We start from the raw sequence: 24287 nt of genomic DNA, 5'->3' as shown, positions 1-24287 counted from the left end.
GCCCGGTACGCGACGGCGCCGCACCCCGTTGCGGGATGCGGTGCCGGGAGCGCGGACGCTCAGACGGTCTCCTCGACCTGCACGGCCGGGGCCACGCGGCCGTAGCCCTTCCAGTTGCGCTGGGCGTAGGCGGCCAGCGCGGAGGTGACCGCCAGGCCCACCCCCGTGCTCGCGATGATCGACAGGAAAACGGCGCTCGACACAGCCATGACGGCTCCTCCTCACACGGGCACGCGCCGGGTCCGGTGACCGGGTCCGGATGACCCGGGCGGAGTCGCGACGCTTGCGAGTCCCACGGGCGCTACCTGCGCCCGTCCCCTACGGTGCCACGCCCGAAAACTGCTGTCCTGCCTGCAGGAAGGCGAATCGCGATGATTCCTCTCACAGACTCGCCCACGTCACATCGAGCAACCCGGCCCGCTCCTCGTTAACGTTTCTCAGAACCACTCAACGAAACGGACACATCGTCACGGATCGACATTTACCCGACGAAAGGGTTGCCGTGGCGTGCGGTGTCGCCAGGGGGAACAACGTGGACGACACGACAGAAGGGACGGTCGACGGCGTCACCGTCACCGATCCCGCGACCATGCGGCGTGCTGTTGCGGCGGCCGCGGTCGGCAACATCACCGAATGGTTCGACTTCGGTGTCTACGGTTATCTGGCCACGACCATCGAGGCCGAATTCTTCCCACCCGGGCCGCTGTCCCAGGTGGCGGTGTTCGCGACGTTCGCGATCGCGTTCTTCTTCCGTCCGCTGGGCGGGCTGTTCTTCGGCCCGCTGGGCGACCGCATCGGCCGGACCAAGGTCCTGTCGATCACGGTCATCCTGATGGCGCTGGGCACGTTCCTGATCGGGCTCATCCCGTCGTACGCCTCGATCGGGCTGGCCGCACCGATCCTGCTCGTGGCCGCCCGCGTCCTGCAGGGCTTCTCCACCGGCGGTGAGTACGCCGGCGCCATGACCTTCATCGCCGAGTACGCCCCCGACCGTCGTCGCGGGTACTTCGGCAGCTTCCTGGAGCTCGGCACGTTCGTCGGCTACGCGCTCGGCGCCACCATCGCCTCGGTACTGCCGCTGGTCCTCAGCTCCGAGTCCATGTCGAGCTGGGGCTGGCGCATCCCGTTCTTCGTCGCGCTGCCGCTGGGCATCGTCGGGGTGTACCTGCGGGTGAAGCTGGAGGAGACCCCGGCCTTCCAGACCCTGCTCTCGGAGTCCGAGGAGCGCGAGGGCACCCAGGTGAAGGACGGCCTCAAGCTGATCTTCACGAAGTACCTGCCGACCTTCGTGATGGTCGGTGGCGTCGTCGTCGCCTGGAACGTCACGAACTACATGCTGACCAGCTACATGCCGACCTACCTGGAGACGACGGTCGACCAGCACGGCGGCACCTCGATCGACTCCACGACGTCGTCGTGGCTGCAGATCGCGGTGCTGTGGCTGGCGGTGTTCATCATCCCGCTGCTCGGGCGGCTGTCCGACCGCACCGGGCGCAAGCCGATCATGTGGGTCGGTGCGGGCGGGCTGATCGTGCTCGGCATCCCGATGATCCTGCTGATGCAGAACGGGTCGGTGCCCGCGGTGTTCCTCGGCCTGCTGGTCATGGGGCTGCTGCTGATCTGCTTCTCGGCCACCGGACCGTCGACGCTGCCGGCGCTGTTCCCGACACAGATCCGCTACGGCGGACTGTCGATCGCGTTCAACATCTTCGTGTCGGCGTTCGCCGGGACCGTGTCGCTGGTGATGTCGGCGCTCGTCCTGTCCACGGGCGACCTGCTGTGGCCCGGCTACTACCTGATCGCGGCGGGGGTCATCGGCGTCGTGACGCTGCTGTTCCTCCCCGAGACGGCGAACCGGCCGCTGCGGGACTCGCAGCCGTCGGCGGGGTCGGTGGAAGAGGCGCGCGAGATCGCGGCGACGATGCACGCCGCGCGCTGACCACCGGTTGTCGGAGTCGGGGAGCGACGGCACGCTGAGCGCGTGCTGCCGCTCCCCGATCTGTTGCGGGCCCTCGACTCCGGGGAGCTCTCCCCCTCCGAGCACGTCGACGACGTGCTGTCCCGGCTGGAGTCCGACACGACCGGCTGCGTGGTCGCCCTCGACGCCGACCGGGCCCACGAACGGGCCGCCGAGCTGACCGCGCTGTCCGCCGCCGGACGACGGCTGGGCCCGCTGCACGGTGTCGCCGTCGGGATCAAGGACCTGGTCGACGTCACCGGGCTCCCGACCCGGTGCGGCTCGCGGCTGCTGGCCGACGCCGCCCCCGCGACCGCCGACGCACCGGTGGTGACGATGCTGCGGGCCGCGGGGGCCGTGGTCGTCGCGAAGCTGCACACCCACGAGTTCGCCTACGGCCCCACCGGCGACGTCGCCGCCACCGGCCCGGCCCGCAACCCGCACGACCCGGCCCGGATCACGGGCGGCTCGTCGTCCGGGTCCGCCGCGGCCGTCGCCGCCGGGCACCTCGCGCTGGCCGTCGGGACCGACACCGGGGCGAGCGTGCGGACCCCGGCCGCGCTGTGCGGCGTCGCCGGGCTGAAGCCGCGGCGCGGGGCCATCCCGGGTGAGCGGGTGTTCCCGCTGGCCGAGTCGTTCGACACGGTCGGGCTGCTGGCCGCCGACGCCGCCTCGCTCGCCGTCGCCCGGACCGCGCTCGGGGAGCCCGGCGCGTCGGCCGCGGCGGTGCTGCCCCGGATCGGCGTCGCCGACGACGACTGGTGGCGCCCGCACGACCCGGTGATCGCCGACGCCGTCCGGGCCGCGGCCGACGCGCTCACCGCGCTCGGCGCACCCGTCGCCGCCCAGGACACCCCCGGCGTCGCCGAGCTCGCCGCCACCTACCCGGTGATCACCGGCGCGGAGGCCTACGCGACCCACCGGCGCTGGTTCGCCGAGCGCCGCGACGAGTACCAGCCCGCGACGGCCGCCCGGCTCGCCCCGCACGCCGAGGCGCCGGCGCACCTCTACGTCGACGCCCGGCGCGAGCGCCGCCGGGTCGGGCGCGCCCTGCTCGACCGGCTCGGGGCCTCCTGCGACGTGCTGCTCTGCCCCACCACCCGGCTGCGGGCCACGCCGATCGGCGCGACCGAGCACGGCGGGGTGCCGGTGCTGCCGTCGATGCTGCAGCTGACCTCGCCGTTCAACCTGCTCGACCGGCCCGTCGTCGCGCTGCCGGTCCCGGTGCCGGGGCTGCCCGCGGGGGTGCAGCTGGTGGGGATCACCGTCAGCGAGGACGTGCTGCTGGGCCTGGCGCGGGCGCTGGAGCGCGCGCTGCGGTGACGGCCGCGCCGCCCACCCGTCCATGATCACCGGTTGTGGAGTCCGGAGTGCGGTTTCCGTACCTCTGCGCTCCACAACCGGTGATCACCGGGTCGGGCGGTGCGACGAGCGGAGTCCGCGCGGGGCCGGGAACCGCGGTCTCTACCCTCGTGACGCATGCGAGCGGTGTGCGTGCTGGGGACCGGACTGATCGGCGGGTCGCTGCTGCGGGCCGCGGCCCGCGCCGGGCGTGAGGTGTGGGGCACCGCCGCGTCCGAGCCGACCGCGGCCGCCGCCGTCGCCGACGGGTTCGACGTCACCACCGACACCGACGCCGCGCTGGCCCGGGCCGCCGAGGCCGACGCGCTGGTCGTCGTGTGCGTCCCGCTGACCGCGCTGGAAGCGGTGCTGCGCCGCGTCGACGCGGTCGCCCCCACCTGCCGGCTCACCGACGCGGTCAGCGTGAAGGTGCCGGTCGCCGACGCGGTCGCCCAGTTCGCGCCCCGCACCCGGTTCGTCGGCGGGCACCCGATGGCCGGCACCGCCGAGTCCGGCTGGCCCGCCGGGTCCGCGGCCCTGTTCACCGACGCCGCCTGGGTGGTCGCCGCCGACGACGGTCTCGACGTCGAGGTGTGGCGCGACGTCGCCGAGCTGGCCTGGGACTGCGGGTCCCGGGTGGTGCCCGCGGCCGTCGACGAGCACGACGTCGCCGTCGCCCGGATCTCGCACCTGCCGCACCTGTTCGCCGCGGTGCTCGCCTCCGTCGGCGCCGGTGAGCAGGGCGACGACCTCGCCCTCGCCCTGTCGGCGAGCTCGTTCGCCGACGGCACCCGGGTCGCCGGGACCCGTCCCGAGCTGGTCCTGGCGATGTGCGAGGGCAACCGGGGCGCGCTGCTCGCCGCCGTCGACGACGCGCTGGGCAGGCTCGGCGCGATGCGCGGGGCGCTGGCCTCCACCGGTGGGCTGGCCGCGACCGTGCGCTCCGGGCACGAGGCGCGGATGCGGTGGGCCTCGACCCGCGAGCCGCTGGAGGTGCCGGTCGACCTCGGCGCGCCGGACGTGTTCGCCGAGCTGCGCGAGCTCGGCCGCCGCGGCGACGTCGTCGAGCCGGTGAAGCGCTAGAGCGTCACCCGGGACGCGATGCCCGGGTAGTCGAGGACGAAGCCGTCGTCGTCGACGGTCATGTCGGCGGCGAACGAGCCCGCGGCGAAGCCGACGACCGCGGGCGTGCCGGGCGACCCGGCCGTCACGGTGCGGTAGGTCTGCTCGGTGTTCTCGACGGTCAGCGTCGGGAGGTCGACGAACACCATCGGCAGCACGTGCTCGGCGGGCTCGCGGTGCAGGGCGAGGCGCCGGACCGGGAGCGCGTTGAACACCGGGCTGAAGGCGAGGTCCACGTCGCGGGCGCCGCCGAAGTGGCCGCGGCTGCCGCCGGAGCCGTCGTCGACCAGCCAGACGCCGTCGGTGCTGCGCGACAGCGTGAGCTGCTGCTCCCCCTCGGCGGTGGCGACGTCGACGGCGAGCCGCGACAGCGTCCCGTCGCCGGCGACGACGAGCCGGTAGGACGCGGTGAGCACCCCGCCCGCCCCGCCGCGGATGATCCGGCCGACGGCACGGAAGCCGCCGCCGTTGGTCGTGATGCGCGCCGACTCCATGCCCGCGGCGCCGTCGGTCTCGGGGTCGGACCGCCAGGTCAGCATGACCGCCACGCGCGTCACCTCCGGGTCGTCGATGTCGGGCACACCGAACCACATCGCCGCACGGACCACGCGAACGGGTGATGATCGGGCGCCCTCAGCGGGGCTCCCGGCGGACGTCGGCGGCGTCGACGTCGTCGCGGATCCCGCGGAAGACCGGCTGCCGCAGCCGGCCGGCCGCCGTCCACCCGAGGTGGGCGACCTCGGCGACGACCGTCGGGGAGCACCAGCGCGCGCCCGCGGCGTCGACCCGGGGCAGGACCTGCGCGAACGGCGACTCCGGTGCCCCGGTCAGCCGGGCGGTGAGCAGCTCCTGCACCGCCGCCCCGGCCAGCCCGGACCCGACCCGGCCGGCGAACTCCAGCCCGTCCGGCCCGGGGACACCGAGCAGCAGCGCCCCGATCCGCCCCGCACCACCGGACCTCTCGGGCTTCCAGCCGCCCACCACACACGACTGCGAGTGCCGGTGGGCGATCTTCACCCAGTCCGCGCTGCGCCGGCCCGGCCGGTACCGCGAGTCCTCCCGCTTGGCGACGACGCCCTCCAGCCCCCGCGACGCCGTCACCTCCAGCAGGGCGGCCCCGTCCGGGTAGAGCGGCGAGGTCTCGACGTGCGGGGTCGCGGACAGGTCGAGCCGTTCCAGGGTGGCCCGGCGCTCGGCCAGCGGGCGGTCGAGCAGCGGCACCCCGTAGAGGCGCAGCACGTCGAACACCATGAACGTGACCGGGCGGCCGCCCGCGGGGCCGTGGATCCGGTGGGCGAGCGCGGCGAAGCTGGGGACACCACCGTCGAGCAGCACCACCTCGCCGTCGAGGAGCACGTCGGGGGCCAGGTCCACCAGACCGGCGAGCTCGGGGAAGTTCGCGGTGACATCGCGTCCGGAACGGGTACGCAGGCGCAGTGCCGGGTCGCCACCGCCGTCGGTGACCTCGGCCAGCACGCGCATGCCGTCCCACTTGACCTCGAACGACCAGCCGGCCCCGGTCGGCAGGGGTCCGGGGGTGGCGAGCATGGGCTGCACACCGTCATGCTGTCACTCCGGACGGCACGCGAGGGGGGACCGCATGCGCGCGATCTGGAGCGGGGCCGTGTCCTTCGGGCTGGTCAGTGTGCCGATCAAGGTCTATTCGGCGACGTCCAACCACGACGTCCGGTTCCACCAGGTGCACGGTGAGGACGGCGGCCGCATCCGCTACAAGCGGACCTGCGAGGTGTGCGGCGAGGAGGTCACCTACGCCGACATCGTGAAGGGCTTCGAGACCCCCGACGGCGAGCTGATCACCCTCGACGACTCCGACCTCGCGTCGCTGCCCGTGAAGACGGGGCACGAGATCGACGTCATCGAGTTCGTGCCGAACGACCAGATCGACCCGATGCTGTTCGACAAGAGCTACTACCTGGAGCCGGAGACCAAGGCCGCCAAGCCCTACGCGCTGCTGCGCGAGGCGCTCGAGGAGACCGACCGCACCGCCGTGGTGAAGGTGGCGCTGCGCCAGCGCGAGACCCTCGCGCTGCTGCGGGTGCGCGGCAAGGCGATCGTGCTCCAGACCCTCATCTGGCAGGACGAGATCCGCGAGCCGGAGTTCGACATCCTCGACAACGAGGTCGACCTCAAGCCGCAGGAACTGAAGATGGCGTCGTCGCTGGTCGAGAGCATGGGCGCGGACTTCGACCCGTCGGAGTTCCACGACGAGTACCGCGACGCGATGGCCGACCTCATCGAGGCGAAGCGCTCCGACGGCGACGCCCGCCCGGCGCCCGCCGCGGAGGCCGCCGACGACGGCGGGGACTCGATGAGCGACCTGCTGTCGGCACTGCAGGCCAGTGTGGACGCGGCCCGGTCGACGAAGTCGGATGCCGGGTCGGGTTCCGGGTCGACGGAGAAGAAGGCCCCGGCCCGGCGGTCGTCCTCCCGGTCGACGAAGACCGAGGAGCCGGAGAAGACCGGGGAGAAGGACACCGGGACCGACGACGCGAAGCCCTCGAAGCCGGCCACCACACGTCGGCGGTCGACGAAGAAGACCGCCTGACCGGCGCCCCTCAGGGGCCGAAGCTGGACTCCGGCGGCGCCTGGTCGTTCTGCAGGGCGCCGAACAGCGCCTGGGCCCGGGTGCGGTCCCAGCGCAGGTTCGACCCGCCCGCGCTGCCGCCGATCGGGACGGTCGTCTGCACGCCGTCGCCGCCGGAGACGCCCTTCATGCCCCAGGCCAGGCCGGCGAGGTTCCAGATGTGGTCGGAGTCGTCGACGGTGATGGTGCCGGTCACCGCGGACGCCAGCGGGACCATCCGGAACGGGTTGATCAGGGTGAGCGGGCTGGTGGCCTTGCCGAGCAGCGCGGAGAGGAACTCGCGCTGCCGCTTGACGCGGTCGAAGTCCGAGCCGGGCGTCGCGCGGGTGCGGACGTAGCCGAGCGCGGTCGTCCCGTCGAGCTCCTGGCAGCCGGCCTGGATGTCGAGCCCGGCCTTCGGGTCGTCGATGGCGCGGGGGACGCACATGTCCACCCCGCCGACGGCGTCGACGGCGCCGACGAACCCGCCGAAGCCGACCTCGACGTAGTGGTCGATGCGCAGGCCGGTGGCACCCTCGACGGTCTCGACGAGCAGCTCCGGGCCGCCGAACGCGAACGCCGCGTTGACCTTGTTGCTGCCCTTCCCGGGGATCGGGAGGTAGGAGTCACGGGGGATGGAGACGAGCACGCTGCCGGAGCTGCCGGTGTGCAGCAGCATGATCGTGTCGGTGCGCTGGCCCGCCGCGTCGCCGGTGGCGAGGCGTTCCTCGTCCTCGGCGGAGAGTCCCTCGCGGCTGTCCGAGCCCACGATCAGGTAGTTCGTCCCCGACGACGACGCCTGGGAGTCCGCGGGCAGCGCCTGCACCCGGGTCATGTTCTGGTCGAGGTAGACGCCGAACCCGACGAACGCGACCAGCAGCAGGATCAGCACGGCCTTCCAGCGACCGCGGGTGGCACGGCGGACGCGGCGCCAGTCCGGCATCGACGGGCCGCGGGTGACCCGGCCGTCGCGGGGGGCCTGCGACGCGGGATGCACCCCGGCGCCCGCGCCCCCGGCCCCGGCTCCGGCGGGACGCGGCATGACCGGGCCACGCGTCGGCGCGGCGGCCCGGGTCGGTGGCGGCGCCCCGGCGGCGCGGCCGGGCGGCGGCTTGCGCAGCGGTCCGCGGCCCCCGCGCGACGGCGGGGCCCCGGGCGGCTGCTGCGGCGGGGACGGCGGCGGGAGCGGACGGCCCCCGTGTCCGGGGAGCGGGTTGCGGGGCTGGTTCGTCCAGCCGGGACTGCCGGGCCGCGCGGGACGGCCGCCGCGCGGCGGCTCGCCCTGCGGCGGGCGCCCGCCCGCGGGGGGCGGGCCGCGGAAGTCTCCGGCCATGCCTGTGCCACCCTCCGATCGGCCCGGATCCTGGGCATTCGTGGCCGACGATACTGCGCGCCGTCGTCCCCGGGACGCCGGGCGAGAGGGTCACCCCGCCCACCTGCGGTGTTCCACCCGACCGGGTGCGCGGGGGATGATCGTCGACGATGGACCTCCCCCTGCACGAGGACGACCTGGACGCCGAGGGCGTGATCCGGGCGTCGGCGATCACCCCGCACCGCCCGGACATGCCGGCCGCGGCGGTGCTGTGCTGGTTCCCCGAGGTCGTCGAGGACGTCGGGACCCGCTCCGAGGCGGTGACCGTGCTGCGCAGCGAGCTCGGCCGCAGCCCGGTGTGGCGCACGACCGGGCCCGGCGGGACACCGGTCGCGGTACTGCACCCGGGCGTCGGCGCGCCGCTGGCGGCGATGTTCCTGGAGCACCTCGCGGCGCTGGGCGTCCGCACCGTCGTCGGGGTCGGCGGGGCCGGGGCGCTGCGACACGAGCTGACGCTGGGGCACGCCGTCGTCCTGGGCAGCGCGCTGCGCGACGAGGGCACCTCGTTCCACTACCAGCCGCCGTCGCGGACGATCGACGCCGACCCGGACGGCGTCGACGCGGTGGTCCGGTTGCTCGACGAGGCCGGGGTGCCGCACGTCGTCGGGCGGTGCTGGACCACCGACGCCGTGTTCCGGGAGACCCCGGCGCGGGTCGCGCGGCGCCGCGACGAGGGCTGCGCGGTGGTCGACATGGAGGCGTCCGCGCTGGTCGCGGCCGCGCGCCGGATCGGGGTCGGCTACGGCCAGGTGTTCCTCGCCGCGGACTCGCTCGCCGGGCCGGAGTGGGAGCACCGCGGCTGGACCAGCGCCCGCGAGGCCCGGGCGGGGCTGTTCGGCCTGGCGCTGGCCGCCGCCGAGACCTGGGACGCGGGTCGGGCGGGCACCGGGCCGGAGGCGCACCCGGCGGGCGGGACCGGCACGCCCTAGCGTCTGCGGGCATGCGCGTCCTCGTCACCGGCGGTGCCGGATTCATCGGGTCCCACGTCGCCGACCGCTTCGTCGCGGACGGCCACGAGGTCGTCCTGCTCGACGCGCTGCTGCCGCAGGCGCACGGCGGGGAGGCCCCGGAGCTGGACCACGAGCTGGTCCGCGGCGACGTGCGCGACGCCGACACCCTGTCCCGGCTCCTGCCGGGGGTGGACGCGGTCTGCCACCAGGCCGCCATGGTCGGGCACGGTGTCTCCCCCGCCGACGCCCCCGACTACGCCTCCCACAACGACCTCGGCACCGCGGTGCTGCTGGCGCAGATGCACGCCGCGAAGGTGGACCGGCTCGTGCTGGCCGGGTCGATGGTCGTCTACGGGGAGGGCCGCTACGACTGCCCCGACCACGGCGTCGTCCGGCCCGGGCCGCGTGCGCTCGACGACATCGAGGCCGGCCGCTACGAGCCCCGCTGCCCGGAGTGCGGCAAGGACCTGGAGTCCGGCCTCGTCCCGGAGTCCGCGCCGGTCGACCCGCGCAGCACCTACGCCGCCACCAAGCTCGCCCAGGAGCACCTCGCGAGCGCCTGGGCCCGCCAGACCGGCGGGACGGTGTGGTCGCTGCGCTACCACAACGTCTACGGCCCGCGGATGCCCCGCGACACCCCCTACGCGGGCGTCGCGTCGATCTTCCGGTCCTCGCTGGAGCGCGGTGAGGCGCCGCGGGTGATGGAGGACGGCCGGCAGCGCCGGGACTTCGTGCACGTCACCGACGTCGCCGCCGCCAACGCCGCCGCACTCGTCGCCGACCCGGAGCCGACCGGCTTCGGCGCCGCGAACGTCTGCTCCGGCGAGCCGCACACCATCGGCGACCTCGCCGCCGAGCTGGCCCGCGCGATGGACGGCCCCGAGCCCGTGATCGTCGGCGGTGCCCGGCCCGGCGACGTGCGCCACGTCGTCGCCGATCCGGCCTACGCCGCGGCCCGGCTGGGCTTCCGCGCCCGGACCACCTTCACCGACGGGGTGACGGCGTTCGCGACCGACCCACTCCGTTCACCGATCACCACGAACCGCTGAGGGGCGCCGTTCGAACCTCCTGCGGGACCCTCCCGCATTCGGCGGGCGGTGGCCCGGCGGAGAGGTGAAGATCGCGACGTGCACCCGGAGATCGTGCTGCCGTGCCTCGACGAGGCGGAGGCGCTGCCCTACGTCCTGAAGCGGATGCCCGACGACTGGCCGGTGATCGTCGTCGACAACGGGTCGACCGACGACACCGCGGCGGTCGCGCGCGGGCACGGGGCGCGGGTGGTCGTCGAACCGCGTCGCGGCTACGGCGCGGCCGTGCACGCCGGGCTGGAGGCGGCCACCGGTGAACTCGTGGCCTTCCTCGACGGCGACGGCTCCCTCGACGCCGACGTGCTGCCCGGCATGGCCGAGACCGTCGCGTCCGGCCGCGCCGACATCGCCGTCGGACGGCGCGTGCCGGACACGGTCGGGGTGTGGCCCTGGCACGCCCGTGCGGCGAACGCGGTGATCGCCGGGATGCTGCGGACCCGAGGGGTCCCGGTGCACGACATCGCCCCGATCCGGGTCGCACGCCGGCAGGCGCTGCTGGACCTGCGGGTCGAGGACCGGGCGTTCGGCTACCCGCTGGAGCTGCTGCTGCGGGCGGGCCGGGCGGGCTGGCGGTTCGACGAGATCCCGGTCGCCTACTCCCGGCGGGCCGGCGGGCGGTCCAAGGTCTCCGGCTCGGTCACGGGCACCGTCCGGGCCGGGCGCGACATGATCCGGCTGCTGCGATGACCGGCCCCGTCACCACCGTCGTCCTCGCGAAGGCGCCCGAGCCGGGCCGGGTCAAGACGCGGCTGTGTCCGCCCGCGACGCCGGAGCTCGCCGCGGCGATCGCCTCGGCGGCGCTGCTCGACACCCTCGAGGCCACCGCCGGGGTGGCCGGCGACACCGTCGTCGCGATGACCGGGGACCGGGCCGCCGCCGTCGGCGCGGCCGAGCTGGCCGCCGCGCTGGACGGGCTCGCCGTCGTCGCGCAGCGCGGGGAGGGACTGGCCGCGCGGATCGCCGCCGCGCACGCCGACGCCGCCGCGCTGCACCCGGGCCGCCCGACCCTGCAGGTCGGGATGGACACCCCGCAGGCCACGGCCGGGCTGCTGTCCCACTGTGCGGACCGGCTCGCCGAACCGGGTGTGGACGCCGTCCTCGGCCCCGCGACCGACGGCGGCTGGTGGGTGCTGGGCCTGCGCGACCCGCTCGCCGCCACCGCGCTGCACGGCGTGCCGATGTCGACCGCCGAGACCGGCGGCCGGACGCTGGACGCGCTGCGGGCCGCCGGCCTGCGGGTGGCCCTCGCCGAGCCGCTGACCGACGTCGACACGGCCGCGGAGGCCGTCGCCGTCGCCGCGCAGGTCCCGGGGAGCCGCTTCGCCCGCGCCGTCGCCGAGCTGAGGCTGCGATGTCCGGAGGTGTCGGTGTGACCGTGACCGCCGAGGGCTTCGACATGCCGCTGTCCGGCGCCCCCTCCCGCCTGCTCTGTGACGACGGCACCGAGATCGCGCTGGACGTCGACCGCTGGGCCGACGCCGCCGGTGGCTGCGACGACTGGTTGCTGCGCCACTGCGCGGGCCCCACCGTCGATCTCGGCTGCGGACCGGGCCGGCTGCTCGTCGCGCTCGCCGCGCGCGGGATCGCCGCCCTCGGTGTCGACGGTTCCGCCGTCTCCCGGGTGCTGTGCCACCGCCGCAGCGTCGCGATGGTCCAGGCCGACCTGTTCGGCCCGCTGCCCGGCGAGGGCAGCTGGTCCCATGTGCTGCTCGCCGACGGCAACATCGGCATCGGCGGCGACCCGGTCGCCCTGCTCGCCCGCGCCGTCCGGCTGCTCGCCCACGGCGGGACGGTGCTGGTGGAGGCCGACCCGCGCCCCGAGCACACCTGGCGCGGTACCGCCCGGGTGCTGTGCGGCAGCGGTGCGGGCGAGCCGATCCCGTGGGCCGCGCAGGGCGCGGTGCCGCTCGCCGTGACGGCCGGGCGGGCCGGTCTGCGGGTGACCGACGTGCACCTCGGCGCCCGGGTGTTCCTGGAGCTGACCGGACCGTGAAGCGCGTGATGCGGTGGCGGAGCCCGATCCGGGGACCCTGGCTGACCTCGATGTTCGCCCTCCCGCTGCTGGTGGGGCTGCCGATCGTGGCGTTCACCGGGCTGCTCGACCGGCTCGCCTACGGCCGGGAGCAGGCCATCCCGGCCGCCGACGCCGTCGGCGGGCTGCAGCTGCCCTGGGTGGACTGGCCGGTGTCGCCGGCCTGGCTGTTCCGGCTCACCGAGGGCCTGCACGTCGGGCTCGGGATCGTGCTGGTGCCGCTGGTCCTGGCGAAGCTGTGGTCGGTCATCCCGAAGCTGTTCACCGCGCCCGAACGCAACCCGGTGACGCTGCTGGAGCGGCTGTCGCTGGTGCTGCTGGTCGGCTCGATCCTGTTCCTGATCGTCACCGGCCTGCTGAACGTCCAGTACGACTACGTCTTCGGCTTCTCCTTCTACGACGGCCACTACGCCGCGGCCTGGGTGTTCCTGGCCTCGTTCGCGCTGCACGTGGTCACGAAGCTCCCGACGATGGTCCGCTCGCTGCGGGGCCGCTCGCTGCGCTCCGAGCTGGCCACGCCGCTCGCGGCCACCCGGTCCGAGCCGGCGCACCCGCTGGTCGCGCCGGACCCGGACCCGCCGACGATGTCGCGGCGCGGCGCGATCGCCCTGGTCGGCGGCGGGATGCTGTTCGTCGCGGCGCTGACCGTCGGGCAGTTCACCGACCGGCTCCGGTCGACGGCGCTGCTGCTGCCCCGGGGCCGGACGACGGCGCCCGACAGCACCGAGCGGGGCGGGCCGAACGACTTCCCGGTCAACCGCACGTTCGTCGCGTCCGGGATCGCCCCGGCCGCGGTCGGGAGCGCCTGGACGCTGACCCTGACCGGCGGCACGGCACCGGTGGTGCTCGACCGGGCGGCGCTGGCCGCGCTGCCGCAGCACACCGCGGAGCTGCCGATCGCCTGCGTCGAGGGCTGGTCGACCTCGCAGGTGTGGACGGGTGTGCGGCTGACCGACCTGGCCCGCGCCGCGGGCGTCACCGATCCGGCGACGGCCGAGGTGCGGTCGGTCGAGGTGGGGAGCCCGTTCGCCCGGTCGCTGCTCAACCGCGCCCAGACGCTGTCGCCGGACTCGCTGCTCGCGCTGCGGGTCAACGGCGCCGAGCTGTCGCCCGACCACGGGTACCCGGCGCGGCTGATCGTCCCGGCGCTGCCCGGGGTGCACAACACCAAGTGGGTCGCGACGATCGGGTTCTCCCGTGCTGCTCCTCGGTAGCCGCCTGCTCGCCGCCCTCGGCTGCTTCGCGCTCGCCGGGTGGGCGGCGTACGCGATCGTCGGCGGGTCCCCCGACCTGGTCACGATGGCCTGGTGGTTCGCCGGCGCGGTCCTGCTGCACGACCTCGTGCTGTTCCCGCTCTACGCCGCCGGGGACCGGCTGCTGCTGCTCGCGCTGCCCCGCACCCGGGTGCCGCTGGTCAACCACGTGCGGATCCCGGTGCTCGGCTCCGGGCTCGCGCTGCTGATGTTCCTGCCCGGGATCATCCGGCAGGGCGCGCTGAGCACGCTGAACGCGACCGGGCTGGACCAGGAGCCGTACCGGATGCGGTGGGTGTGGCTGACCGTCGTGCTGTTCGCCGTCTCCGCGCTGGTCTGGACGGTGCGGACGCTGCTCGCCCGCCGGGCAGTATCGGAGCCATGAGCGAACCCGTCTTCGACAAGCGCGACCAGCTCGACAAGGTCGCCGCCGGCCTGCTGGAGGGCGAGCGGATCATCGCCGTCTACGACGCGATCGGCGCCGGCACCGGCTTCCTCGGCCTCACCGACCTGCGGGCGGTCCTGCAGGACAACTCCTTCGTCGGCAAGCGCACCGCGATCACCTCGATCCCCTACGGCCGGATCTCCTCGGTCTCGTTCGTCGCCGACCGGAACCTGCTGGGCCGGTTCGCGAGCTCCAGCCAGATCGCGATCACCGTCGGGGCGGCCGTGCACGAGGTGGCCTTTCGCGGCGACGACAAGGCCCGCCACGCCCACGACGTGATCCTCTGGCACCTGACCCGGTCGTGACCGGCGCTCACGCGTCGCGCAGGGCCGCCAGGAACGCGAGCAGGTCGGCAGGGCCCTGAGAGGCGATGGCGTGGACCCGGCGCAGGTCGAGCTCGCCGTAGGCGTGGACCAGCAGGTTGCGGAACGCAGCGGCCCTGGCCAGCCGGTTCGCCAGTCCGGTCTCGACGACGCCGTGCCTCCCGAGCAGGCGGAACGCGTCACCGTAGGTGGGCGGGGAGCCCAGCCCCGATGTCACGCAGGCCGACACCGCCGTGTCGATGACGACCTGGATGGCCTGCCACAGGTGCAGGACGACGGCGTCGGTCGCGTCGGTCATCGGGGCCAGCCCGTCCGGGTCCGACGGCAGCCGGTCCCGCACACGATCGAGGTGCCGGCGGACTGTCGCCGCGCGCTCGGCGAGCAGTTCCGGCCGGATCGCCCCGCTCACCGCCCGAGCCCCGCGAGGACGTCCTGCTGCGCACGCCGGATCACGGGACCGGCGTCGCACCAGAAGCGGGTGGCCTCCAGCACGAAGTCGCGATACGCGTCGCCGGTCGTGTGCAGGGCGACGCCGTCACGGGCGGCCTCGTACCGGAGCAGCGCGGTGGCCCGGTCGAGGTCCACGAGGTCGACGGCGTCCGTACCCAGCGCCGACGCGACCGCGTCGAGCAGCGTGGCCGGGTCGGCGTCGCCGCGATAGCCCAGGTCCCAGTCCGACCCGGCATGCTCCTGACCGCGGCTGCGCGACCCGTGCAGGAGCAGGAGCGTCAGCCCCGGTACCCGGGCCGCCACCGCCCGGACGGCGTCGAGCCGGGCCGGGTCCTGTGTCTGCGGTCCGGTCACGGGTGCCACGGTAGCGGCCCCGGTCGTGACCGGGGGCACGCTCGGCGGCGGTCGCCCGGCCGGGTTGCGACACTGGGGTCATGAGCACCGGCCCCGTCCCGCCCGCCACCACTCCGGACTCCACCGACGTGCTCGTCGTCGGGGCGGGACCGGCCGGGTCGGCGGCGGCGGCGTGGGCGGCGCGGCACGGGCTCGACGTCGTCCTCGCCGACTCCGCGACCTTCCCCCGGGACAAGGCCTGCGGTGACGGGCTGACCCCGCGCGCGATCGCCGAGCTGGGGCACCTGGGCCTCGGTGGCTGGGTCGACTCGCACGGCACCAACCAGGGACTGCGCGCGCACGGGTTCGGGCAGGTCCTGGAGCTGCCGTGGCCGGGCGGGTCGCTGCCGGCGCACGGCTCGGCGATCCCGCGCACCGAGCTCGACGCGGGCATCCGCCGTGTCGCCCTGGAGGCCGGCGCGACCCCGATGGAGGGCGCCAAGGCCGTCGACGTGACCTTCGCCGGGGGCCGGGTCGACGCCGTGCTGTTCGACGACGGCCGCTCCGTCCGGTGCCGCAGGCTCGTCGTCGCCGACGGGGCGCGCTCCACGCTCGGGCGGGTGCTGGGCCGGGAGTGGCACCAGGACACCGCCTACGGCGTCGCCGCCCGCGGCTACGTCACCTCCGGCCGGCACGACGACCCGTGGATCAGCTCGCACCTGGAGCTGCGCGGCGAGGCCGACGAGGTCCTGGCCGGGTACGGCTGGCTGTTCCCGCTGAACGACGGCCGGGTCAACATCGGCGTCGGCACCCTGGCCACCGACCGGCGCCCGGCCAACATCAAGCTGCGCGGCCTGATCGAGCACTACGCGAACGCCCGCCGCGCCGAGTGGGAGCTGGGCCCGAAGGTCGAGCTGGTGAGGTCCGCGCTGCTGCCGATGGGCGGCGCCGTCTCCGGGGTCGCGGGCCCGAACTGGGCGCTGATCGGCGACGCGGCGGGCTGCGTGAACCCGCTCAACGGCGAGGGCATCGACTACGGCCTGGAGACCGGCCGGCTGGTCGCGGAGCTGCTCGCGTCGGGCGCCGACCTGGACCGCGCCTGGCCCGCGACCCTGCGCTCGCACTACGGCCTGGCGTTCTCGATCGCCCGCAGGCTCGCCGGGCTGATCACGATCCCCCGGCTGCTGCCGCTGGCCGGGCCGGTCGGGATGCGGTCGCGGGCACTGATGACCGTCGCGCTGCGGGTGATGGGCAACCTCGTGACCGACGAGGACCGCGACCTCACCGCCCGTGCCTGGCGGGCCGCCGGGAAGCTGTCGGTCCGCCTCGACGACCGGCCCCCCTTCCCCGCCGCCGACCTGCGCACACCGGTCGCGGCGCGCTGAGGGCTCCGGGGCGGGAGGATCACCGGGTGGTGGCAGCGCGCCGTCCACCGGGGTGACCGGTTCCGGACGGTACGGTCGCCGCCAGGAGGTCCGCCACGACGGCGGACGGCCGGTGCGCGCGCCCGCGGCCCGGCTGCACCAGCAGACCGGGAGGGCCCGTGACCCGCGGCGACGATCCGGAGCGCACCCGCAGGGATGCGTCCGACCCGTGGCGGACGGGGAACCGCCGGCAGCGGCCGCCGGGCGGTCCCGCGCCCGACCCGACCCGTCGCGTCGGCGGGGCCCGGCCCGCGCCGCGGCGCGCCGACGACGACCCGGCGACCCGCAGCAACGCGCCGGACGCCACCCGCCGGGTCGGCCCGCCCCCCGGCCCCGGCCGCCCGGGCCCCGGTGGGCCCGGTGCCCCCGCGGACGGCACCCGGCGCCTCGGGCCCGGCGAGGCCCCGACCCACCACCTCGGCGCCCCGCCGACCGCCGCCTACCGCGCGCCGCGCCCGTCGCGCCCGGACGCGACCCGGATGATGCCCGCACCCATCACCGAGCCCGAGCTGCTCGGCGGCCGGTACCGGCTGGAGGGGCTGCTCGGCCAGGGCGGGATGTCCGACGTGCACCGGGCCACCGACACCCGGCTCAACCGGCCGGTCGCCGTGAAGATCTTCGGTGCGGCCGACGACCCGAGCGCCGACCAGCGCTTCGAGCAGGAGGCGCAGGTCATGGCGAACCTGCGCCACCCGGGTCTGGTCGCGGTGCACGACTTCGCCGTCGAGGCCGACCGCGCCTACCTGGTCATGGAGCTCGTCGACGGGCCCACGCTCAAGGACGTCATCGCCCGCGAGGACCTGCCGCCCGAGGACATCCGCCGGATCGGTACCGAGGTCGCCCAGACCCTGGCCTACGTCCATTCGCAGGGCGTCACGCACCGCGACATCAAGCCGTCGAACATCCTCGTCGACTCCGACGGCCGGGCCCGGCTCGCCGACTTCGGCATCGCCGCCCTGCTCGGCGCCGACGGCCACACCGCGGCCGGCGAGATCATCGGGACGCCGGCGTACCTGTCGCCGGAGCAGGTCCAGGGCCGACCGGTCGGGCCGCCGACCGACGTGTACGCGCTCGGCCTCGTGCTGCTGGAGGCCTGGACCGGGCGGCAGGAGTACCAGGGCCAGGGGCTGCAGGGCGCCGCCGAGCGCGTGAACCGCGCCCCGGTGGTGCCCGCGGACGTGCCCGAGCCGGTGCGGACGGCGATCGCCCAGTCCACCGCGACCGACCCGCAGCGACGCCCGGACGCCCGCCGCGTCGCCGAGATCCTCTCGGAGCCGGCCGCCGTCGCTCCGCCGGTCGTCGCACCGGAGCCGGAGCCCGAGCCGCGTGACCTCGGCTCGTCGGGGATCGGGAAGTGGATCGCGATCGGCGCGCTCGTCGTCGCGCTGCTGGTGCTGCTGCTCGGGTTCCTGCTGTTCGGCAACGGCGACTCCGACACCCAGGCCCCGCCGACCACCGAGACCAGCGCACCGCCCACCACCGAGACGACGACCGAGGCCCCGACCAGCGAGAACGACGGCGGCATCCAGCTGCCGAGCAACATCCCGGGTCTGCCGTCGGGTCTGCCCTCGCTCCCGTCGAACCTGCCGTCGCTGCCGAGCGAGCTGCCGTCGCTGCCGTCGAACCTGCCCGACCCCGGCCAGATCGGTCAGGACGCGCAGGGTTTCTGGGAGTCGATCCAGCGCTGGTGGTCCGGGATCACCGGCAACTGAGTGACCCGTCCGACCCGGTGCGGCGCGCGCCGGGCCGGACGGGGACCATCGGGGGTGACACGGGCGCGGTACGTGCCCGGTGACCACCTGCGGAGGGGTTCTCGGTGAGCGCGAGCACGGAGCAGGCGACGACCGACGCGGCCGGTGGTGCGCCGCCCGCACCGGCGGTGCCGGCGCGGCGCGACCGCCGTGGGCTCCTGACCGCGCTCACGGTCGCCGTGGTGCTGCTGTGCGCCGGCCTCGCGGTCGCCGTCTCGATCGGCGACGACGGCTTCTGGCGGCAGAGCGGGCTGCCGGTGCCCGCGCCGGGCCTGAAGGCCGCGACGGTCGTCGCGAAGGTCCTGGCCGTCGCCGCGACCGCGCTCGCCGCCGGGTCGCTGCTGGTCGGCGGCCTGGTCGCGGCGCCGCAGGGGTCCGGGACGGTCGACGTCCACGGCTACCGCGCGCTGCGCCGGGGCACCCTGGCCGCCACCGTCGCCGGGGTGTCGGCGATCGCCGCGGGCTGGCTGTCGGTGGCCGACATGACCGGCAACTCCCCCGGCGTCCTGGCGTCGGTGGGCCCGTTCGGGTGGCTCGGCGCCGCCGCGACCATCGAGGAGCCGCTGGGCTGGGCGCTCGCCGGGGCGCTGCTGCTGCTCGTCGCCCTCGGGTCGGCGTTCTCGCTGAGCTGGAAGGCCGCCGCCGCGCTCGGGCTGGTCGCCGCGTGCGGGATGGCGGTGCCCGCAGCGGTCCACCCGGCCGCGACCGGGGCCGGGCACGACTGGAGCGGGGACGCGAACGTGCTGCGCGCCGTCGCCGGGACCGCCTGGCTCGGGCTGGTCGCCGCGCTGGTCGCGTTCCGCGCGCACGGCGGCGTGATCGAGGGACGGACGGCGGGCCGGGTCCGCGGGCTGCTCGCCGTCGGCGGGGTCGTGTACCTGACCGGTGAGATCATCTTCCAGCTGGTGGTGACCGACGCCGGGCCGCTCGGCGGGTCGGCCTACGTGCGGGTCGCCGTGGTCGTCGCGGTGCTGCTCGCAGCCCTGGTCCCGCTGACCGCGCTGCTGGTCCGCGGGCTCGTCGCCGCCCCGGCCGGGCCGGTGCCGGGCCGGCTGCTGCCGGTGGTCGCGGTGCTGGGGGCGGCGGTGGCGACGCTGGGCGTCGCGAGCATCCGGCTGGTGCCGCCGCGGTTCGTCGTCGCCGACGACTCGGCGCTGCAGACCCTGATCGGCTGGGACATCGTCCGGCCGTTCTCCGCGCTCGCGGTGCTGACCGACTGGCGCTGGAACCTGCTGTTCGGCACCGGTGCGCTGGTGCTGGCCGGGCTGTACCTGGTGGCCGTGCGCCGGCTCGCGGCCCGCGGGGTGGTGTGGCCGGTCGGGCGCACCGTCGCCTGGCTGCTGGGCTGCGCGACGCTGCTGCTGGCGACGTCGTCGGGGCTGGGCTTCTACTCCCCGTCCATGTTCAGCGTCCACATGATCAGCCACATGACGCTGAACATGCTCGCGCCGATCCTGCTGAGCCTCGGCGGCGCGGTCACGCTCGCGCTGCGGGTGCTACGCCCGGCGGGCCGCGGCAACCCGCCCGGCCCGCGCGAGTGGCTGCTCGCGGCGGTGCACTCGCGCGTCGCGAAGGTCATGACCCACCCGGCGTTCGCGGCGGTGCTGTTCGTCGGCTCGTTCTACGTCCTGTACTTCACCCCGCTGTTCGACGGGGCGCTGCGGTTCCACTGGACCCACCAGCTGATGAACCTGCACTTCGTGCTCGTCGGCTACCTGTTCTTCTGGCCGCTGATCGGCGTCGACGCCGCCCCGCACCGGCTGCCGCACCTGGGGCGGCTCGCGGTCATGCTCGCGACGATGCCGTTCCACGCGTTCTTCGGCGTCGCGGTGATGAGCTCCTCGACGGTGCTCGGGGAGAACTTCTACCGCCAGGTCGGGCTGCCGTGGCTGGACCTGCTCGACGACCAGCGCACCGGCGGCGGCATCGCCTGGGCGACGGGCGAGATCCCGATGCTGCTGGTGATGGTCACGCTGGTGGTGCAGTGGTCGCGCGACGACTCCCGGGAGGCGACCCGCAAGGACCGGCAGGCCGACCGGGACGACGACGCGGAGCTGAAGGCCTACAACGCGATGCTGGAGCAGATGCGCCGGGGCGGCTGAGCCTGCTCAGCCCGGCAGCGCGGTCCCGTCCGGCTCGGCGGCGTGCACCGTCACACCCTGCTCGCGCAGCCGCGCGGCCGCGCCCGCGGGCAGCCCGGCGTCGGTGACGACGGCGTCGAAGTCGGTGAGCCCGGCGACCCGGAAGGTGCTCACGGCGCCGTACTTGTCGGAGCCGGAGACCAGGTAGGAGCGCTCGGCCGACGCCATCGCGGCCCGCTTGACCGGCACCTTCGCCTCGACCGGGGTGGTGCTGCCGCGGGCGTCGTCCCAGGAGCTCGACGAGATCAGCGCGACGTCGATGTTCAGCTCGCGGACGGCGCGGGCGGTCAGCTCGCCGACGGTGGACCGGTTGCCGCGGTCGACCCGGCCCCCGACGTGGTACAGCTCCAGGCCGGGGTGGTCGCTGAGCAGCACGGCCGTCGTCAGGTCGTTGGTGACGACCGTCAGCCCGGTGTGCCCCCACAGCAGGGCCGCGACCTGCCCGATCGTCGTGCCCGCGTCGAGGTAGACGACCTGGTCGTCGCCGATCAGCCGGACCGCCTCGCGGGCGATGGCGCGCTTCTCCGCGGGCCGGACCGACACCTTGGCGCGGTAGGTCGGCTCGCTGTGCAGCTTCTCCACCGACCGGACGCCGCCGGGGACCGAGGAGACCCGGCCCTCGGCCTCCAGCGAGGCGATGTCCCGGCGCACCGTCATGTGCGAGACGCCCAGCAGCTCGACGAGCTCGCGGACGGACAGCACGCCCGCTCCGCGGAGCTCGGTGAGCAGCCGCTCGCGGCGCTGGTCGGGGATCACTGGACGGCCTCCGGACACCTGCGGTCGAACTCGCCGACGGACCTGCGGACGATAGCGCATGTGCCGCTACGTGAAGAATATTGACTCTCGTGTGAACTGCTGTGCTAGCGTCCGCCGCGCCGCCGGGCGGTCGTCGACAACGCCGTGCTGTCGCCACCGGCGTTCGAGGAGGTCGCATGCCCCCGTCCGGAGCACCACCGGTGCGCTACGCGCTGACCGGCGCACGGGGCGGCTTCGGCCGGACCCTGCTCGCCCAGACCCGGCACACCCCGCGGGTCGTCCCGGACGCGCTGTGCGACCTCGACGTCGACGGCACCGTCACGATGTGCCGCGAGCTCGGCTTCCGCGCCGACGAGCTGGCCGTGTGCCGCACCGCCGACGAGGTCGCCGCCCGCCCGGCGGGCACCGTCGCCGTCGTCCCGGACCTGGCGCTGCTGACCGGGGCCGGGCACGACGTCCTGGTCGAGGCCACCGGCAGCCCCGCCGCGGGGTACCGCGCCGCCGTCGACGCGCTGGAGCACGACCGGCACGTGGTGATGGTGTCCAAGGAGGTCGAGACGGTCGTCGGCACCGACCTCGCCCGGCGCGCCGCCGACCGCGGCCTCGGCTACGTGCCCGGCGCCGGGGACCAGCCGGCGAACCTCGTCGAGTGGTACGCCCGCACCCGCGAACTCGGCCTGGAGGTCGTCGCGGCCGGCAAGTCCGGCGAGTACGACCTGGTGCTCGACCCGTCGACCGGCCGGCTGCGCCACCTCGACCAGGAGATCGACGTCGCCGACCCGGAGCGGCTGCTCGCCCCGCCGGAGCCGGGCGGCGTCCGCGGCACGCTGGACGCGCGCGCCGACGCAGTCGCCACGATCCGGCGCAGCGCGGCCGCGGACCTGTGCGAGATGGCCGTCGTCGCCGACGCCACCGGGCTGGTCCCCGACGTCGAGACCCTGCACTACCCGGTGGCCCGCGTCGCCGAGCTCGCCGACGTCTACGCCCTCGCCGGGGACGGCGGCGTGACCGGGCGGCCGGGCGTGGTCGACGTGTTCACCGTGCTGCGCCGCCCGGACGAGGCGAGCTTCGCCGGCGGGGTGTTCGTCGTCGTGCGCACCCACGACCCGGTGACCTGGGAGACGCTGTCCGGCAAGGGCCACGTCGTGAGCCGCGACGGGCGCTACGCCTGCCTCTACCTGCCCTACCACCTCATGGGCGTCGAGACGCCGCTGTCGGTCCTCGCCGTCGCCGAGCGCGGCCCCGCCGCGGCACCCCCGGACCGCGGTCGCCACGTCGTGCTCGCCGGGCGCGCCCGGACCGGCCTCGCCACCGGCCGCACCCTGGCCATGGGCGGGCACCACCACGACGTCGACGGCGTCGCCCCGGTGCTGTTCGCCGCGGCGGAGGCGCCCGACGACGTCGCACCCCTCTACCTGGCCGCGCACACCACGCTCGCCCGGGACGTACCGGCCGGTGCCCCGGTGCGGATCGGCGACCTCGCCGACCCCGACCCCCACCTGCTCGCGGCCTGGCGCACCGGCGCGACCGGCTGACCCCGCCCTCCCCTTCCCCGATCGGATACATCGTCGTGTCGGACATCTACGTCCTCAGCGCGTTCCTGCTCGCGCTCGTCGTCCTCGTCCTGTTCATCGCCCGCTTCAAGGTCCACCCCGTCGCGACGCTGTTCGTCGTGGTCGTCGCGCTCGGCCTCGCGCTGGGCATGGGCGGGACCGGGACGATCGACCTGGTCACCGAGGGCTTCGGCAACACCCTCGCCAGCGTCGGCCTGCTGGTCATCTTCGGCTGCGTGCTCGGGAAGATGCTCGAGCTCTCCGGCGCCGCCGAGGCCATCACCGAACGGTGCCTGCGGCTGTTCTCCGGGCGGAAGGTCCCCTGGGCCGTCGCGCTCGCGTCGTCGGTGGTGGGGATCCCGCTGATCGCGGACTCCGTCGTCGTCATGCTGATCCCGATCGTCTCGGCGCTCGCGGCCCGCACCGGGATCTCGATGATGAAGCTGGGCCCGATCCTCTACATCGGCGCCTACGTGATGACCTCGGTCGTGCCGCCCGGACCGGGCCCGCTGGCCTCCGCCGCGCTGCTCGGGGTCCCGACCGGCCAGGCGATCCTGCTCGGCCTCGCCGTCGGCGTGCCGGGCATCCTCGCCGCGACCCTCTACCTCACGACCATCCGCACCCACGTCGACCCGAAGCCCGAGTTCGTCGAGCACCTGGCCACCGGCGGGAGCGGACCCTCCGGCGACACCGCCGTGACCGAGCGGACCGCCGTCCGCGGGCCGTCGCTGCTCGCCTGCCTGACCCCGATCGTCGCGCCGATCGTGCTGATCAGCGGCGCCTCGCTGCTCGGGCCGCTGATGGCCGAGGACAACCCCGTGCGCGGGGCGCTGGAGTTCGTCGGCGAGCCCACGATGGCGCTGTTCCTGGCCTGCGTGCTGTCCCTGCCGCTGTTCCGCGGTCGCTGGCGGGACAAGGAGACCCTGACCGACCTGTTCGAGAGCGGCCTGCGGATCGCCGCGATGCCGCTCGCGCTGACCGGTGTCGGCGGGGCGCTGGCGGCCACGATCCGGGAGACCGGGGTGGCCGAGAGCGTGGCCGAGGGCGTCCAGCAGATCGGCATCTCGCCGATCATCATCCCGTTCCTCGTGGCGGCCGCGGTCTGCACCATCACCGGGTCGAACATCCTCGGTGTCATGACCGCCGCGGCGATCATGCAGCCGCTGGTGGACGTGCTCGGGCTCGCGCCGATCGCGATCTACCTGGCCTGCGCCACCGGCGCCCAGATCATGAAGCACGCCAACTCGTCGGGCTGGTGGGTCACCACCACGCTGTCCAACATGACCGTCGGCCAGGGGATCCGCTCGATCGGCGTCGCCTCGGTGATCTCCGGCGTGACCGGCTTCGCGGTGCTCAACGTCCTGATCGCCGTCGGTGTCGTGTGACGACCCCCGTACCGCCCCCCACCCCAG

General features: G+C 75.1%; 24 protein-coding genes. 17 read left to right on the top strand and 7 right to left on the bottom strand.

Features of this window, described 5'->3' with window-relative positions; all coding sequences use genetic code 11:
* Positions 1-59 precede the first annotated feature (59 nt).
* Positions 60-209 carry a hypothetical protein gene (locus tag KPL57_RS34240; protein ID WP_226354728.1) on the bottom strand — a complete coding sequence of 50 codons (150 nt, stop codon included), beginning with the start codon at positions 207-209 and terminating at the stop codon, positions 60-62.
* Between the two features lie 380 nt (positions 210-589).
* Between KPL57_RS34240 and KPL57_RS34235 the strand changes: the two genes are divergently transcribed.
* The 3 genes from KPL57_RS34235 (at position 590) to KPL57_RS34225 (ending at position 4381) form a co-directional block, all read left to right on the top strand.
* On the top strand, positions 590-1939 hold the full coding sequence (locus tag KPL57_RS34235; RefSeq protein WP_226356624.1) for an MFS transporter: 1350 nt from the start codon (positions 590-592) through the stop codon (positions 1937-1939).
* 42 nt (positions 1940-1981) lie between these two features.
* Complete coding sequence (locus KPL57_RS34230; RefSeq protein ID WP_226354727.1) at positions 1982-3280, top strand: amidase; 1299 nt, start codon at positions 1982-1984, stop codon at positions 3278-3280.
* A 156-nt stretch (positions 3281-3436) separates the two neighbouring features.
* Positions 3437-4381 (top strand): prephenate dehydrogenase, encoded by a 945-nt coding sequence (locus KPL57_RS34225; RefSeq protein ID WP_226354726.1) that lies wholly within the window; start codon positions 3437-3439, stop codon positions 4379-4381.
* Here the strand turns inward: KPL57_RS34225 and KPL57_RS34220 are convergent.
* Both KPL57_RS34220 and ligD read right to left on the bottom strand, forming a co-directional pair.
* Positions 4378-5001, bottom strand: coding sequence for a putative glycolipid-binding domain-containing protein (locus KPL57_RS34220; RefSeq protein ID WP_226354725.1), 624 nt, complete (start codon positions 4999-5001; stop codon positions 4378-4380). The genes KPL57_RS34225 and KPL57_RS34220 overlap by 4 nt on opposite strands.
* Positions 5002-5053: 52 nt before the next feature.
* Entirely contained in the window at positions 5054-5968 is a 915-nt protein-coding gene (gene ligD / locus KPL57_RS34215) for a non-homologous end-joining DNA ligase (RefSeq protein ID WP_226354724.1), read from the bottom strand.
* 52 nt (positions 5969-6020) lie between these two features.
* Between ligD and KPL57_RS34210 the strand changes: the two genes are divergently transcribed.
* Positions 6021-6986, top strand: coding sequence for a Ku protein (locus KPL57_RS34210; RefSeq protein WP_226354723.1), 966 nt, complete (start codon positions 6021-6023; stop codon positions 6984-6986).
* A 10-nt stretch (positions 6987-6996) separates the two neighbouring features.
* Here KPL57_RS34210 and KPL57_RS34205 read toward each other — a convergent pair whose 3' ends face one another.
* Complete coding sequence (locus KPL57_RS34205; protein WP_226354722.1) at positions 6997-8337, bottom strand: LCP family protein; 1341 nt, start codon at positions 8335-8337, stop codon at positions 6997-6999.
* A gap of 149 nt (positions 8338-8486) precedes the next feature.
* On the opposite strand from KPL57_RS34205, the gene KPL57_RS34200 reads away from it, so the two are divergent.
* The 8 genes from KPL57_RS34200 (at position 8487) to KPL57_RS34165 (ending at position 14449) form a co-directional block, all read left to right on the top strand.
* Positions 8487-9305, top strand: a complete 819-nt coding sequence (locus tag KPL57_RS34200) for a nucleoside phosphorylase (protein ID WP_226354721.1) — start codon at positions 8487-8489, stop codon at positions 9303-9305.
* An 11-nt stretch (positions 9306-9316) separates the two neighbouring features.
* Positions 9317-10375, top strand: a complete 1059-nt coding sequence (locus KPL57_RS34195) for an NAD(P)-dependent oxidoreductase (protein WP_226354720.1) — start codon at positions 9317-9319, stop codon at positions 10373-10375.
* 78 nt (positions 10376-10453) lie between these two features.
* Complete coding sequence (locus KPL57_RS34190; protein WP_226354719.1) at positions 10454-11101, top strand: glycosyltransferase family 2 protein; 648 nt, start codon at positions 10454-10456, stop codon at positions 11099-11101.
* Positions 11098-11787 (top strand): DUF2064 domain-containing protein, encoded by a 690-nt coding sequence (locus KPL57_RS34185; RefSeq protein WP_226354718.1) that lies wholly within the window; start codon positions 11098-11100, stop codon positions 11785-11787. The genes KPL57_RS34190 and KPL57_RS34185 overlap by 4 nt, the downstream gene beginning before the upstream one ends.
* On the top strand, positions 11784-12407 hold the full coding sequence (locus tag KPL57_RS34180; RefSeq protein WP_226354717.1) for a bifunctional 2-polyprenyl-6-hydroxyphenol methylase/3-demethylubiquinol 3-O-methyltransferase UbiG: 624 nt from the start codon (positions 11784-11786) through the stop codon (positions 12405-12407). Before KPL57_RS34185 ends, KPL57_RS34180 begins: the two co-directional genes overlap by 4 nt.
* A gap of 8 nt (positions 12408-12415) precedes the next feature.
* Complete coding sequence (locus KPL57_RS34175) at positions 12416-13660, top strand: molybdopterin-dependent oxidoreductase (RefSeq protein WP_226354716.1); 1245 nt, start codon at positions 12416-12418, stop codon at positions 13658-13660.
* A complete protein-coding gene (locus KPL57_RS34170; RefSeq protein WP_226354715.1) occupies positions 13644-14084 on the top strand; it encodes a hypothetical protein in 441 nt (146 codons plus the stop codon). Before KPL57_RS34175 ends, KPL57_RS34170 begins: the two co-directional genes overlap by 17 nt.
* Positions 14081-14449: a hypothetical protein gene (locus KPL57_RS34165; RefSeq protein ID WP_062399487.1), complete on the top strand. Its 369-nt coding sequence runs from the start codon at positions 14081-14083 to the stop codon at positions 14447-14449. The genes KPL57_RS34170 and KPL57_RS34165 overlap by 4 nt, the downstream gene beginning before the upstream one ends.
* 7 nt (positions 14450-14456) lie before the next feature.
* Here KPL57_RS34165 and KPL57_RS34160 read toward each other — a convergent pair whose 3' ends face one another.
* Together KPL57_RS34160 and KPL57_RS34155 are read right to left on the bottom strand one after the other, a co-directional pair.
* Positions 14457-14876, bottom strand: a complete 420-nt coding sequence (locus KPL57_RS34160; protein WP_226354714.1) for a HepT-like ribonuclease domain-containing protein — start codon at positions 14874-14876, stop codon at positions 14457-14459.
* Positions 14873-15271 (bottom strand): nucleotidyltransferase family protein, encoded by a 399-nt coding sequence (locus KPL57_RS34155; protein WP_226354713.1) that lies wholly within the window; start codon positions 15269-15271, stop codon positions 14873-14875. Before KPL57_RS34155 ends, KPL57_RS34160 begins: the two co-directional genes overlap by 4 nt.
* An 80-nt stretch (positions 15272-15351) precedes the next feature.
* Here KPL57_RS34155 and KPL57_RS34150 point away from each other — a divergent pair, with 80 nt between their 5' ends.
* The 3 genes from KPL57_RS34150 (at position 15352) to KPL57_RS34140 (ending at position 20527) form a co-directional block, all read left to right on the top strand.
* Entirely contained in the window at positions 15352-16635 is a 1284-nt protein-coding gene (locus KPL57_RS34150) for a geranylgeranyl reductase family protein (RefSeq protein WP_226354712.1), read from the top strand.
* Positions 16636-16793: 158 nt separating this feature from the next.
* Positions 16794-18386: a serine/threonine-protein kinase gene (locus KPL57_RS34145; protein ID WP_226354711.1), complete on the top strand. Its 1593-nt coding sequence runs from the start codon at positions 16794-16796 to the stop codon at positions 18384-18386.
* Positions 18387-18490: 104 nt separating this feature from the next.
* Positions 18491-20527 (top strand): cytochrome c oxidase assembly protein, encoded by a 2037-nt coding sequence (locus tag KPL57_RS34140; RefSeq protein ID WP_226354710.1) that lies wholly within the window; start codon positions 18491-18493, stop codon positions 20525-20527.
* A 6-nt stretch (positions 20528-20533) separates the two neighbouring features.
* On the opposite strand, the gene KPL57_RS34135 is transcribed toward KPL57_RS34140, so the two are convergent.
* Entirely contained in the window at positions 20534-21322 is a 789-nt protein-coding gene (locus tag KPL57_RS34135) for a DeoR/GlpR family DNA-binding transcription regulator (protein WP_226354709.1), read from the bottom strand.
* Between the two features lie 176 nt (positions 21323-21498).
* On the opposite strand from KPL57_RS34135, the gene KPL57_RS34130 reads away from it, so the two are divergent.
* Together KPL57_RS34130 and KPL57_RS34125 are read left to right on the top strand one after the other, a co-directional pair.
* On the top strand, positions 21499-22857 hold the full coding sequence (locus KPL57_RS34130; protein WP_226354708.1) for a homoserine dehydrogenase: 1359 nt from the start codon (positions 21499-21501) through the stop codon (positions 22855-22857).
* A 35-nt stretch (positions 22858-22892) separates the two neighbouring features.
* Entirely contained in the window at positions 22893-24260 is a 1368-nt protein-coding gene (locus KPL57_RS34125) for a GntP family permease (protein ID WP_226354707.1), read from the top strand.
* The last annotated feature ends 27 nt before the right edge of the window (positions 24261-24287 follow it).

This window comes from Pseudonocardia sp. ICBG601, from assembly GCF_020496245.1.
The sequence above is the reverse complement of the archived record's forward strand: the minus strand, read 5'-3'. Positions and strand labels throughout refer to the sequence as shown.

What these genes read in the sequence shown, in the direction of transcription:
- KPL57_RS34205 (WP_226354722.1), bottom strand. Translation starts at nt 8,337, where the DNA reads ATGGCCGGAGACTTCCGCGGCCCGCCCCCCGCGGGCGGGCGCCCGCCG.
- ligD (WP_226354724.1), bottom strand. Translation starts at nt 5,968, where the DNA reads ATGCTCGCCACCCCCGGACCCCTGCCGACCGGGGCCGGCTGGTCGTTC.
- KPL57_RS34185 (WP_226354718.1), top strand. Translation starts at nt 11,098, where the DNA reads ATGACCGGCCCCGTCACCACCGTCGTCCTCGCGAAGGCGCCCGAGCCG.
- KPL57_RS34240 (WP_226354728.1), bottom strand. Translation starts at nt 209, where the DNA reads ATGGCTGTGTCGAGCGCCGTTTTCCTGTCGATCATCGCGAGCACGGGG.
- KPL57_RS34200 (WP_226354721.1), top strand. Translation starts at nt 8,487, where the DNA reads ATGGACCTCCCCCTGCACGAGGACGACCTGGACGCCGAGGGCGTGATC.
- KPL57_RS34130 (WP_226354708.1), top strand. Translation starts at nt 21,499, where the DNA reads ATGCCCCCGTCCGGAGCACCACCGGTGCGCTACGCGCTGACCGGCGCA.
- KPL57_RS34175 (WP_226354716.1), top strand. Translation starts at nt 12,416, where the DNA reads ATGCGGTGGCGGAGCCCGATCCGGGGACCCTGGCTGACCTCGATGTTC.
- KPL57_RS34210 (WP_226354723.1), top strand. Translation starts at nt 6,021, where the DNA reads ATGCGCGCGATCTGGAGCGGGGCCGTGTCCTTCGGGCTGGTCAGTGTG.
- KPL57_RS34150 (WP_226354712.1), top strand. Translation starts at nt 15,352, where the DNA reads ATGAGCACCGGCCCCGTCCCGCCCGCCACCACTCCGGACTCCACCGAC.
- KPL57_RS34165 (WP_062399487.1), top strand. Translation starts at nt 14,081, where the DNA reads ATGAGCGAACCCGTCTTCGACAAGCGCGACCAGCTCGACAAGGTCGCC.
- KPL57_RS34195 (WP_226354720.1), top strand. Translation starts at nt 9,317, where the DNA reads ATGCGCGTCCTCGTCACCGGCGGTGCCGGATTCATCGGGTCCCACGTC.
- KPL57_RS34225 (WP_226354726.1), top strand. Translation starts at nt 3,437, where the DNA reads ATGCGAGCGGTGTGCGTGCTGGGGACCGGACTGATCGGCGGGTCGCTG.
- KPL57_RS34235 (WP_226356624.1), top strand. Translation starts at nt 590, where the DNA reads ATGCGGCGTGCTGTTGCGGCGGCCGCGGTCGGCAACATCACCGAATGG.